General features: G+C 67.0%; 11 protein-coding genes (1 of these 11 only partly in view). 4 read left to right on the top strand and 7 right to left on the bottom strand.

Translation table 11 applies throughout. The features are described from left to right. Positions 1–171: 171 nt before the first annotated feature. A complete protein-coding gene (locus tag D472_RS0117735; RefSeq protein WP_017605813.1) occupies positions 172–918 on the top strand; it encodes a glucose 1-dehydrogenase in 747 nt (248 codons plus the stop codon). Positions 919–1,049: 131 nt separating this feature from the next. On the opposite strand, the gene D472_RS0117730 is transcribed toward D472_RS0117735, so the two are convergent. The 5 genes from D472_RS0117730 to D472_RS25870 all read right to left on the bottom strand — a co-directional run bounded on the left by D472_RS0117730 (position 1,050) and on the right by D472_RS25870 (position 4,493). After that, positions 1,050–1,895: an SMP-30/gluconolactonase/LRE family protein gene (locus D472_RS0117730; protein WP_017605812.1), complete on the bottom strand. Its 846-nt coding sequence runs from the start codon at positions 1,893–1,895 to the stop codon at positions 1,050–1,052. An 87-nt stretch (positions 1,896–1,982) separates the two neighbouring features. Continuing rightward, positions 1,983–3,095, bottom strand: coding sequence for an NAD(P)-dependent alcohol dehydrogenase (locus tag D472_RS0117725; protein WP_017605811.1), 1,113 nt, complete (start codon positions 3,093–3,095; stop codon positions 1,983–1,985). A gap of 242 nt (positions 3,096–3,337) precedes the next feature. Continuing rightward, entirely contained in the window at positions 3,338–3,610 is a 273-nt protein-coding gene (locus tag D472_RS0117720; RefSeq protein ID WP_017605810.1) for a hypothetical protein, read from the bottom strand. A gap of 110 nt (positions 3,611–3,720) precedes the next feature. Beyond that, entirely contained in the window at positions 3,721–3,786 is a 66-nt protein-coding gene (locus D472_RS29545) for a hypothetical protein (protein WP_394295629.1), read from the bottom strand. A 200-nt stretch (positions 3,787–3,986) separates the two neighbouring features. After that, positions 3,987–4,493 (bottom strand): DUF5753 domain-containing protein, encoded by a 507-nt coding sequence (locus D472_RS25870; RefSeq protein ID WP_152447997.1) that lies wholly within the window; start codon positions 4,491–4,493, stop codon positions 3,987–3,989. Here D472_RS25870 and D472_RS25865 point away from each other — a divergent pair. After that, positions 4,465–4,890 carry an ATP-binding protein gene (locus D472_RS25865; RefSeq protein WP_017605806.1) on the top strand — a complete coding sequence of 142 codons (426 nt, stop codon included), beginning with the start codon at positions 4,465–4,467 and terminating at the stop codon, positions 4,888–4,890. The genes D472_RS25870 and D472_RS25865 overlap by 29 nt on opposite strands. A gap of 483 nt (positions 4,891–5,373) precedes the next feature. Here the strand turns inward: D472_RS25865 and D472_RS0117690 are convergent, their stop codons facing one another. After that, positions 5,374–6,573 carry a lactonase family protein gene (locus tag D472_RS0117690; RefSeq protein WP_026117816.1) on the bottom strand — a complete coding sequence of 400 codons (1,200 nt, stop codon included), beginning with the start codon at positions 6,571–6,573 and terminating at the stop codon, positions 5,374–5,376. A gap of 389 nt (positions 6,574–6,962) precedes the next feature. Here D472_RS0117690 and D472_RS0117685 point away from each other — a divergent pair, with 389 nt between their 5' ends. Continuing rightward, complete coding sequence (locus D472_RS0117685; protein WP_017605804.1) at positions 6,963–7,439, top strand: globin domain-containing protein; 477 nt, start codon at positions 6,963–6,965, stop codon at positions 7,437–7,439. 52 nt (positions 7,440–7,491) lie between these two features. Then, on the top strand, positions 7,492–8,187 hold the full coding sequence (locus D472_RS25860; protein ID WP_051046023.1) for a pyridoxamine 5'-phosphate oxidase family protein: 696 nt from the start codon (positions 7,492–7,494) through the stop codon (positions 8,185–8,187). 36 nt (positions 8,188–8,223) lie between these two features. Here D472_RS25860 and hrpA read toward each other — a convergent pair whose 3' ends face one another. After that, positions 8,224–11,095, bottom strand: partial view of an ATP-dependent RNA helicase HrpA gene (hrpA, locus tag D472_RS0117675; protein ID WP_017605802.1) — the 3' portion only. The gene runs 1,091 nt beyond the window's last position; 2,872 of the gene's 3,963 nt are visible here — the last part of the coding sequence; its start codon lies beyond the right edge, outside the window; the stop codon is at positions 8,224–8,226.

Below are 11,095 nucleotides of genomic sequence, written 5' to 3'. Positions count from 1 at the left end.
CGCTCACGAGCAGTAAACCCCAAGATCAACTTTGAAACCGCCCTGGGCTCGGGGCGCCGACTCGAACACCGAGGACACGGGAACCGACTTCCGACAGGTCCCACCAACATCCACCACCATCACTCACAGTAAGAACATTGAATCGAAGAGCGATAAAGAAAGGAATGCACGATGGGCAAGCTGGACGGCAAGGTCGCCATCATCACCGGAGCGGCGCAGGGGATGGGGGCGAGCCACGCCCAACGGTTCATCGAGGAGGGCGCCAAGGTCGTCATCACCGACCTCAATGAAGGGGGTGGGCGCCGGCTCGCCGACGAACTCGGTGAGAACGCCCTGTTCCTCCAGCACGACGTCACCTCCCCCGCCGACTGGCGGCGAGTCGTCCACGAGGCCGAAGAGACCTTCGGCCCGGTGACGGTGTTGGTCAACAACGCCGGTGTCCTCGGCCCCATCAGTGAGACCGTGGAGTTCGCCGAGGAGGAATACCTCAAGGTCTGCGCCATCAACCAGCACTCCCAGTTCTACGGGATGAAAGCGGTCATCCCCTCCATGCGGAAGGCGGGCGGAGGGGCGATCGTCAACATTTCCTCCACCGCGGGCCTCGTCTCGATCGTCGGGGCGCCGAACATCGCCTACGTCGGCAGCAAATTCGCCTCGCGTGGCATGACCAAACACGCCGCCGTTCAGTACGGACCCGACAACATCAGGGTGAACTCCGTCCACCCCGGTTACATCAAAACGCCCATGATGGCTGCGGCCACCGACGAAAGCGGCGGGGGCATCGCCGCTCAGGTTCCGCTACGCCGCATGTCCGAGCCAGAAGAGGTCTCCAGTCTCGTTCTCTTCCTGGCCTGCGAAGGCTCCTCCTACATCAGTGGCATGGAGCACGTCATCGACGGTGGACTGACCGCCCAGTAGAAACCGTGGCCCGCACCGCCTCGGGCTCGCCGCCCTTGGACTCGGGCGACGAGCCCACGGATGGGCGGATCGAACCCCAGAACGATCAGGCCGACCCGGTTCGTCCACCGAGTCGCTCCTGGGGCTCTCGTTCATCCGGCGAACTCGCGCACCGGCAGGCCCTGGACACCCGGCGTGCAGGCGAACAGCGCGCCCGCCTCCGGCTCGACGTCGGGGGCCAGATGTTCGCGTGAGGTGGTGATGTAGAGGCGGTCCAGGTCCGGGCCGCCGAAGGCGCACGCCGTGACCTTGGTGACCGGAAGGCGCACGACCTCATCGAGCACGCCCTGCGGGGTGTACCGGTGCACCGAGCCGCCACCCGATCGGGCGACCCACACACCACCTTCCCGGTCGACCGTCAGCCCGTCCGGGCCGCCCGCCACGTCCACGAAGGCGCGGCGCCCGCTCAGCCCGCGCTCGGAGTCGTAGTCGAACACGTCGATGCGATCGGTCACGGTGTCGACGTAGTAGGCGCGGCTCCCGTCGGGGCTCCATTCGAGCCCGTTGGAGATGGTCACCGACTCCAGAACGGTCCTCGTCGAGCCGTCGGGATCCAGCCGGTACACCGAACCGGCCCCAGGTGTCAGGTCGTAGGCCATGGAACCGCAGTAGAAACGCCCCTCCGGGTCGCATCCGCCCTCGTTCATGCGGACATCCTCGCCTGACCACAGCGGTTCCAAGGTGGTCACCGTGCCATCGGCGCCTTCGAGGGCGAAACCTCGCTCGACGGCGAGCACGGCGCCGCCTCCCTTTCTGGGCCGGACCGCCGCGACCACCTCACCCACGTGGCGCCGCGTCACGGTTCCGTCCCCGGCGAGTGAGAGCACGTCCCCCGCCAGCATGTCCAGCCACCGCAGGCCACCCCACGCCGGGGACCACACCGGACCCTCACCGTGGTAGGCGAGCGGTTCGGTGACCTGTTCGACTCGCACGCTCATCTCTCCCTCTTCCCCGCGGACCCTACGCGGCCCACGGCCAGGTCCACACCTTCCCATCGCCGTCCGATATAGATGTCAGTGGTGGCGTCAAAAGCGCAGGACCGGTTTGAGGACCCGGCCCTCGGCGGCGTCGGTGGCGGCCTCGTTGATCTGGTCGGGCTCGTAGAAGCGGACCATCTTGTCGAAGGGCAACCGTCCGTCCCGATACAGCCCGACCAGTTCGGGGACGAAGTCGAAGACGTCGCTGTCACCTTCGGTCACACCGCGAATGGTGCGGCCGTTGAGCAGGAAGTTGACGTCGAAGGTGCCGTCGGTACCCATGGGCGGCGCGCCGACCACGGCCACCATGCCCTCGCCCACCGCCAAGGAGTCGATCGCCTGCCGCAGCAGGGCGGGCACGCCGCTGCTCTCCAGGGCGTGCGTGAGGCCCCGCCCCTGGGTGATCTGGTCCAAGCGCGCGAGGGTGCCCTCCTCCTTACCGTTGATGACGTGGGTGGCGCCCAGTTCACGGGCCAGTTTCAGCCGGGAGGGCACGATGTCGATGGCGATGACGTTCTTGGCCGAGGTGAGCGCGGCGCCCATCACCCCGGACAGACCCACGGCGCCCGCCCCGAAGATCGCGACCGAGTCGCCGCTGCCGGGGTCGAGTTCCTTGAGCACCGCCCCCACTCCGGTCTGGATCCCACAGCCCACCGGCGCCAGCATGGCGAGTTCGTCCTCGTCGGCGGCCTCGACCGGGACCACGCTGCGCGCGTGGGCCACACAGTAGGTGCCGAAGGAGGACTGTCCGAAGAAGCGTCCACCGATCACCTCACCCGAGGCGGAGGCGATGGGAGTGGTGCCGTCGGGTCGCTTTCCGTCGAAGTTGAGGGAAAGGAAGTCCACGCAGTAGGCGGGGTGCCCGTGCCGACAGGAACGGCACCGTCCACAAGAGCTGAAGGAGAGCAGGACCTTGTCTCCGGTGCTCACGTGGGTGACGCCCTCACCGACCGCCTCCACCACGCCGGAACCCTCGTGGCCCAGCACGGCGGGCAGGGGTGTGTGCAGGTGTTCGTCGCGGCTGGCCAGGTCGGTGTGGCAGATCCCGGCGCCCACCACCCGGACCAGGACCTCGTCGTGGCGAGGTTCCTCCAAGCGGACGTCTTCCCAGGTGAAGGTACCGCTACCGGGGTGGACCACCGCGGCTCTGGCTTCGGACATGGTGACGACCTTTCTCCATCTTTCGGCGAACGAGGGAGGTCGTCCACATTGTCCGTCCCATGGGGCATCCCGGACAGGAGACGCGCCGGGCGGGGAGCACGCTCGGGGTAGGGGTGCGTCCCCTCTGGTAGCGGCGCCCGCACCCCCGCCGGGGGCCAACTGGAAGCGAAGAACGGCCCTGTCAGGGGATGAGGCGGACGGTGGTTCCTTCCCGGTGGCGTTCTGAGCGTGGTCTAGCCTGGTCACCATGCCCGCGACCCTGAGCAGCCGTATCTGGAGTCGATCTCGGCGACCAGGGTGTCACGGGCGGCGATGATGCTCGGGAAGAGCTCGTCCAGGTCGTTGCCGTCGCGTACGTGCACCTTGGTGGTGCGACCCTCGTGGAGGATCGGCACGGTGGCGCCGTCGGCCACGTCCAGCTGGGGGACGATCTCCTTCTTGGGCTTGGTGGGCTCGCCCTCGGAGGCACCGCCGAACGGGCCCTCACCGTCCTCGGCCTGGTAATTGTGGATCATCGCGAAGTACGGCCCTTGCCCGGTATGGCCAGGGTGGGTTCGAGCTCCTTGACCTTGGCGATGGTCTCGGTGCTCTCGCCGGTGAGCGCCATGGCCGCCGACAGCCGTTCCTAGAGCTGGGTGCGGTCGGTGACCAGCATGATCTTAAACCCGGTCGGCTTCGGGTGCGAGCGCATGGACCGGGCCAGGAACACCATGGTCGGGCTTTTGCCGGAACCCCGGGTGTGCTAGACGATGCCGCCGCGCTGGTCCACCTCACCATGCTGGAGCCGGGTGGGCTGGGTGGCCATGCGCTCGATGGCGCGGTGGACGGCCCGTTCCCGCTGTAGCTGGACTTACGCCACTCCGCCAACGTGACCCTCCGGGACCGTCTGCCCTACTCGTACTGGGTGAGTGCGTTCTCGATGAGCGCACGAGACTCATCTTCGTTCAGCGATCGGCTCCGTAGGTCCTCGAAGACGGACCGGTAGCGGCTCGTATCCGTCTCATCTTCGATGTACTGCGCGCCTATCCCATGTTCGAAATAGACGACGTCCCCGTAAGAGAAGGGGCCGGCAAGTGAATTCTCGAACGTGAGGTGGGCGAAGGATCCATACCTGGCGGGGTAGGCACCAGCCGCGAACGGCAGAATTCGGCATATCACGTTCGGCAGGTCACATCTTTCCCGCAGCACACGGAGCTGCTCCTTCATCACGGCAGCCCCTCCCACCACCTGGTGCAGCGCCGACTCATGCATGACCAACTCCAGATGGATCGGCACCGTATCGGCCAGCCGCTGCTGACGCCTCATCCGCAAGGCAACGCCCTCGGCGACCTCACGCTCGGACGGCCATGCCGGATCAGCGCTCAGCAGGGTGAAGGCGTACTTCTCGGTCTGGAACAACTCCTTCCGGTTCTCTGAAGAGTGCACAAGTGTCAAGCAGGCCTGTGACCGGCTCGGGCGGCGACTGAAGATCGCCGACATCCCCGGGGAGGTCAGTGACACCGCGCTGCTCCTGCTCTCGGAGCCGGCGACCAACCAGGTATCGCACGCACCCACCCCGGAGCACGACGAGACCGGCGGAGACTACTTCGTCCGGGTGTTCTTCTCCCCCGACCGACTTCGAGTGGAAGTCCCAGACGTGACGGGGTGTGCCCCTGAGTTCCATGTGCTGGACCCCGACCCTGACGCCGAGCACGGTCACGGCCTCTTCCTGGTGAACGCCCTCGCCTCCCGGTGGGGCCGTTTCGAGTCGGGCCGTGGTCCGGGCATGTTCTTCGAGTTCCGTCTGGACCGGTGATGACCTTGACCGGCTATCACCTGCGCACACCGCGTACACCGTGGGTGGACCACGACGACGTCACCCGACCAAGCTGCACGGGGACAAAGGTTACGACTATGACCACCTGCGCCGGTGGAGAGCACTCGGCCCGGGGTGTGTCCTCGCCCTGGTCATAGACGAACGTGAACTTCACGGGCCTGCCTTCCCACCGATCGATACCTGCCTGCTGCCCTGTTGGTCGTCCAGGCAGCGGCAATGGTTCCGATTCTGGTGGTTTTTCCGCCGTGTCGCACTTGTGGTTCTTCGGTGAACGGTCGGCCCAGAGAAAGGAAACATCCCATCACTCCAGGTCACAACCGCTCTGGGGTGAGCATCTGGCCGGAAGCGGACAACCGGGCGTGATGACCGCCACAAACCGGGCGTGTGCAGGTCAGGCGAAGGCTGCCAGGTGTCCGAACACGAGCTTCGGCCCCTGGCAGCGCTCTTCTCGACCGCGCGGGCCTACCCGGTCGCCTCGGCCTTGCGGATGCGCTTGATGGGAATGGGCAGCACACAGACCGGTGCGGGAATCGGCAGGCGATGACCGGTGTCGGTGGGGACGCCGGTGTCGGGGTCGATGAGCAGTGACATCAACTCATCCCCGTTCTGGGCGGCGGCGACCAGGTGGTCCGGTTCGTCCCGGTGCCCTCGGACCACGGTGAAGTGGCGGGGCCAGTCTCCCACGGGGGTATCGGCCAGGTGCTCCAGACGCTCGCCACCGTCACGGACCACGAACGTGGAGATGACGTCGGCGCCCCGGTTGGACACGTACACACGACCCTCATAGGTACGGGTCGGCGGAAGCGCGTCCCCTTCGGCGATCTCACGACCCTCGACCTTGAGCCGGTGCAGGACGATCTCGCCGGGGAAGTTCTTCCCGGCCGCCTCCTCGGCGGTCGCGGTGACCGAGCCCAGGTGTTCCCCGGTACCGGCCACCCCGTCCCAGCGCACGACGTGCACCCGCGAGTCGAGTTCCCCGGCCACGTACACGTGGTCGCCGTTGACGGCCATGTGGCGGGGGCCGGTGCCGGGCGGCAGGGGCACCACGGGAAAGGTGTCCTCCCCAGGCTCGGGAGCGTCCTCGTCGAGCTGTTCGGGGACCGGGCTGTAGTGGTACACGCGCAGGTCGTCGGTGCCCAGGTCGGCGGCGAGCAGGTAGCGGTTACCGGGTTCGAAGGAGTCCAGGGCCACCGCCGTGCTGTGCGCGTGCGGGCCCTCCTGGCGGTCGGTGACCGGCCCGGTGCCCTGGTGGGCGAGTTCGATGGTCTCGCCGGTGGGACGGCCGTCCTCGGCGGTGGAGACGAAGGTGAGGACCCCGTTGGCGTAGTTGGTCACGGCCACCTGGCGGGGGCCCAGATAGCGCACGTGGCAGGGGGAAGCGCCCCCGGTGGGCACCGCACCCAGTTCGGTGAGGGTGGCGTCCGCGTGCGGGCGAAAGGCGGTGAGGGTGCCCTGGGCGCGTTCGTTGACCGCGTACACCGTGGGTGGCTCGGGTCGGTAGGCGAGGAAGGAAGGGCCCGGGGTGCGAGCGGCCACTCCCCCGTCCGTCATCTGGCCGGTGCGCGGGTCGAACCAGACCCGGTGGATGCCTTGGCCCTCTCCTGGCGGTTCGGAGTCGGGGGTGTAGGTCCCCACCAGCAGGAGCCGTCGTGGTGTTTGCACCGGGTGCCTCGTTTCCGTCGCCTGAACAGGAAAGTGGTCTACACCACCGGCCGCATGGTATCGCTCCCGGTTCCGCCTAACGCAAGCGTCGAGCGCGAAGGGCCGCGATCCGGTGGAGCACGTGCCCACCGGCCACACGGCTACTCGCCGCCCACAGAGTTCTCACCGGCCACTGAAAGAGAACTCAACATCAAGTAGCACATCTGTTACAGTTCGACCCCGACCACCCGTTCAAGAACGGCGAGGGCGCTCTGGGGACCCCGCTCGGGCCGGACACGGCCGGTGAAGGGACTCAGGCGAAAACCCCATCGTCCTCGGGTGGAGAGTGTTCGTGCCCCAAGGCACGCTCACGGTTCGATGCCCCCGCTCACCGAACTCTGGATCTCCCCTTGAGCCTGCGCTCCATCACCGAAGTGCCCTTGCCCAGCCCGGAGACCATCGACCTGGTCCGCCAGTCGTGCGTCGACATCCCCGAAGGATCGATACGGCTGGCCAGGCTCTTCTACGAGAACCTCTTCAACATGGTCCCCGAGATTCGGGACATGTTCTCCGACGACATCAAACCGCAGCAGCAACGCATGGCCGACGCCCTGCTCTCGGTGGTCCGGCACCTGGACACCCCCGACGAGGTCGCGCACTACCTCCAGCGACTGGGGGCACAGCACCACAGGGAACTCGGTGTCCGGCCCGAGCACTACCCCCATGTCGGCCGCGCCCTGGTCCGTGCCGTCAGCGAGGTCTCCCCCACGTGGTCGTCCTCGATGAGTTCGGCCTGGGTGCTGGTCTACCAGTGGGTCACCGCCAACATGCTCGCCGGGGTCGAGAACGCCATGGCCTCCTCCGCCGAGGCCGGCAGAACACGCTGAGGGACACCCGGGTCCCGTACCGCAATCCGCACGCCGTCGAAAGCCTTCCCTCATGCCACAGAACAGCCCGAACCGCGCGCCCGGAAGCCAGGGAGAGCGCCACGTACAGACGGTCATGGGCACGACCGAACGTGCTGAGCGGTTCTATCAGGACCAGATGCTGGACCACCTCAACCCGGCGATGAAGGACTTCATCGCTCGGCAGGAGATGCTGTTCATCGCCACGGCGGACGGCCAGGGCGAGTGCGACTCCAGTTTCCGCTCCGGTCCCGCGGGCTTCGTCCACGTCATCGATGACCACACCCTGGTCTACCCGGAGTATCGCGGTAACGGCGTGTTCGCCAGCGCGGGCAACATCCTGGAGAACCCGCACATCGGACTGATGTTCCTCGACTTCCAACGTGACCGGATCGGCCTGCACGTCAACGGCAGGGTGAAGATCATGGAGGACGAACGTCTACGCCCCCACGTCCCGGACCTTCCGCTTGCGCGGGTACCGGGACAGCGAGCACAGATGTGGATGATGGTCCAAGTCCAGGAGGCCTACATCCACTGTCGAAAGCACATTCCCCATTTGCGCAAGGTCGGCGCGGACGAGTCCTGGGGCACCGACGACACGCTGCGCAAGGGCGGGGACTTCTTCGGCGCCAAACAGGAGCAGGAGGAGCGAAGGCGGGCGTCCACGCGGGAACGGGAGGACACCGGCGGTCGGCACAGGGTGGGTGCCGGCTCCACCTTCGCGCGTTGAAGACCCCGGAGCGTCCCGTCGGCCCGGGGTCGCTCCCTACTTCTTCTTGTCGGCGGCCTTCACGGCCTCGATCGCCTTCATGATGCGCTTGTCCGAGACCGGGTAGGCGGTGCGCAACCCCTGCGCGAACAGACTGATGCGGTACTCCTCCAGCATCCAGCGCAACTCGACCACGTCCGGGTCCTGGGAACGACCGGCCTTGAGCACGCCGCGAATCCGGCGAACGGCCTGGCGCATCTGCTCGACCTTGGCCATGTTGACCTGGTCGCGGCGCGGGTTCTCCGGCAGCTTGTCCAGTCGGTACTCGACACCGCGCAGGTAGCGGTGTACGTCGTCCAGGCGGGACAGGCCGGCGTCGGTGAGGAAGCCGTCCGCGACCAGCTCGCCCAGTTGCCCCTGCACGTCGTTGAGCGAGGGCAACACCGCCAGGGACGTGGTGCCCTTGACCTTCTTGGACACCTTGCGCCACGACACCAGGACGCGGGCGGCCTTGTCCAAGACCTCGGCGAGGGTATCGCCCAGGTCGGCGCGCACGCGGTCGCGCAGCCTCGCGAAGTCGTCACCGTTCCACACCGGGCCGCCCTCACGGGTGAGCAGGTGGTCCACGGCCGCCGACTCGGCGTCGGCGAGGATCTTCTTGACCGAGCCGTGCGGGTTGTCGGCCAAGGCGAGCTTGTCCGGGTTGTTCAGACCCTTGCTCACCGTCGTCGCCACGGACGGGATGGTGAGCAGTAGGAGCCTGCGGGTACCCGCGCGCATGGCGGCGCGCTGTTCGGGTTCGGTGTCGAAGATGCGGATGGCGACGCTGTCGCCCTCGTCCACCAAGGCGGGGTAGCCCTTGACCTTGGGCCCCAGAGCCTTGCGTTCCAAGGTCTTCTCCAGTCGGCCGAAGTCCCAGGAGGTGATGCCCTTCTTCTCCACCCCCTTGGCCTCGGTCACGATCGCTTCGCGCAGGCGCGGCTTGAGCTTGGCACGCAATCGTTCGAGGTCCTTGGACTCGGCCAAGGCGCGGCCGCGGTCGTCCACCGCGCGGAAGGTGATGCGCAGGTGGTCGGGGACGCGGTCCAGCTGGAAGTCCTCGGCCCGGACCCGCTCGCCGTGGGCCATCACGGTGAGCTCGGCCGCCAAGGCCTCGGTGAGGGAACCCTGGTAGGGCTCCAGGGCGCCACGGGCGCGGGCCGCGTTGTCGGGCACCGGCACGAAGTTGCGGCGCAGCGGCTTGGGCAGGGACCGGATCAGCGCGGTGACGAGTTCGTCGCGCAGCCCCGGGATCTGCCAGTCGAACCCGACGCTTTCCACCTGGTTGAGGAACTTGATCGGGATGTGCGCGGTGACGCCGTCGGAGTCGCTGCCCGGCTCGAACTGGTAGGTGAGCGGAAAGACGAACTGCCCCTGACGCCAGGTGTCGGGGTAGTCGTCCTCACTGACCACGTCCACACCGTCGTTGATCAGTTCCTCACGGGTGAAGTCGAGCAGCCTGGGATCGGTGCGGCGAGCCTTCTTCCACCAGGAGTCGAAGTGCGCGGCCGAGACGGCGGAGGAGTCGACACGACGATCGTAGAAATCGAACAGGGTGTGGTCGTCCACGACGATGTCGCGGCGCCGGGCCCGGTGTTCCAGGTCCTCGACCTCGTCCAAGAGTGCGCGGTTGTCGTGGAAGAACTCGTGCCGGGTCTCCCAGTCGCCCTCGACCAGGGCGCGGCGGATGAACAGCTCTCGGGACAGTTCGGGGTCGATCCCGCCGTAGGACACCTTGCGCTGCACGACGATGGGCACCCCATAGAGGGTGACCCGCTCATAGGCCATGATGGCGCCGCGCTTGCGTTCCCAGTGCGGTTCGCTGTAACTGCGCTTGACGATGTCGCCGGCCAGTTCCTCGGCCCACTCGGGTTCGATCTTGGCGACCATGCGCCCCCACAGCTTGGAGGTCTCCACCAGTTCGGCGGCCATCACGAAGCGGGGTTGCTTCTTGAACAGCGCCGAACCGGGGAAGATCGCGAAACGTGCCCCGCGTCCACCCAGGTACTCGTGTTTCTCGGGGTCCTTGAGGCCGATGTGGGAGAGCAGGCCGGCCAGCAGCGACATGTGGATACCACGCGGGTCGGCGGCCTCCTCGCGTAGTGGCGGCACCTCGACGTCCATCTGCCGCAGGACCTGTTTGAGCTGACCGTGGATGTCCTGCCACTCGCGCACGCGCAGGTAGTTGAGGAATTCCTCGCGGCACATCTTGCGGAACTGGTTGCCGGACAGCTCCCGCTGCTTGTCCCGCAGGTGGTTCCACAGGTTGAGGAAGGCCAAGAAGTCCGATTCCTTGTCGGCGAATCGGGCATGGGCCTGCTGGGCCTGCTGCTGCTTTTCGGTGGGACGTTCGCGCGGATCCTGGATGGACAGGGCGGAGGTGATGACCATGACCTCGGCCAGGCAGTCGCGCTTTTCGGCCTCGAGGACCATGCGGCCCAGGCGGGGATCGATGGGCAATTGGGCCAGGCGACGGCCGGTGGTGGTCAGCCGGCGCTGCCCACCCTTGGCGCCCTTGGGTTCGGGGTGCAGGGCGCCGAGTTCGGTGAGGAGGTTGACGCCGTCCTTGATCTGGCGGTGGTCGGGACCGTCCACGAACGGGAACGCGGCGACGTCGCCCAAGCCCAAGGCGGCCATTTGCAGGATGACCGAGGCGAGGTTGGTGCGCAAGATCTCGGGGTCGGTGTACTCGGGGCGGGACAGGAAGTCCTCTTCGGAGTACAGCCGGATGCAGATGCCCTCGGAGACACGACCACAGCGGCCCTTGCGCTGGTTGGCGGAGGCCTGCGAGATCGCCTCGATGGGCAGGCGCTGCACCTTGGTGCGGTGCGAGTAGCGGGAGATACGGGCGGTGCCGGGGTCGATGACGTACTTGATGCCGGGCACCGTC

This window comes from Nocardiopsis alkaliphila YIM 80379, from assembly GCF_000341005.1.
GTDB lineage: Bacteria > Actinomycetota > Actinomycetes > Streptosporangiales > Streptosporangiaceae > Nocardiopsis > Nocardiopsis alkaliphila.
Note: the sequence above shows the minus strand (reverse complement) of the source record. Positions and strands in the feature narration are given on the sequence as shown.

Coding starts and splice junctions, on each gene's coding strand:
- D472_RS0117735 (WP_017605813.1), top strand. CDS start 172: ATGGGCAAGCTGGACGGCAAGGTCGCCATCATCACCGGAGCGGCGCAG.
- D472_RS0117730 (WP_017605812.1), bottom strand. CDS start 1,895: ATGAGCGTGCGAGTCGAACAGGTCACCGAACCGCTCGCCTACCACGGT.
- D472_RS0117725 (WP_017605811.1), bottom strand. CDS start 3,095: ATGTCCGAAGCCAGAGCCGCGGTGGTCCACCCCGGTAGCGGTACCTTC.
- D472_RS0117720 (WP_017605810.1), bottom strand. CDS start 3,610: ATGATCCACAATTACCAGGCCGAGGACGGTGAGGGCCCGTTCGGCGGT.
- D472_RS25860 (WP_051046023.1), top strand. CDS start 7,492: ATGCCACAGAACAGCCCGAACCGCGCGCCCGGAAGCCAGGGAGAGCGC.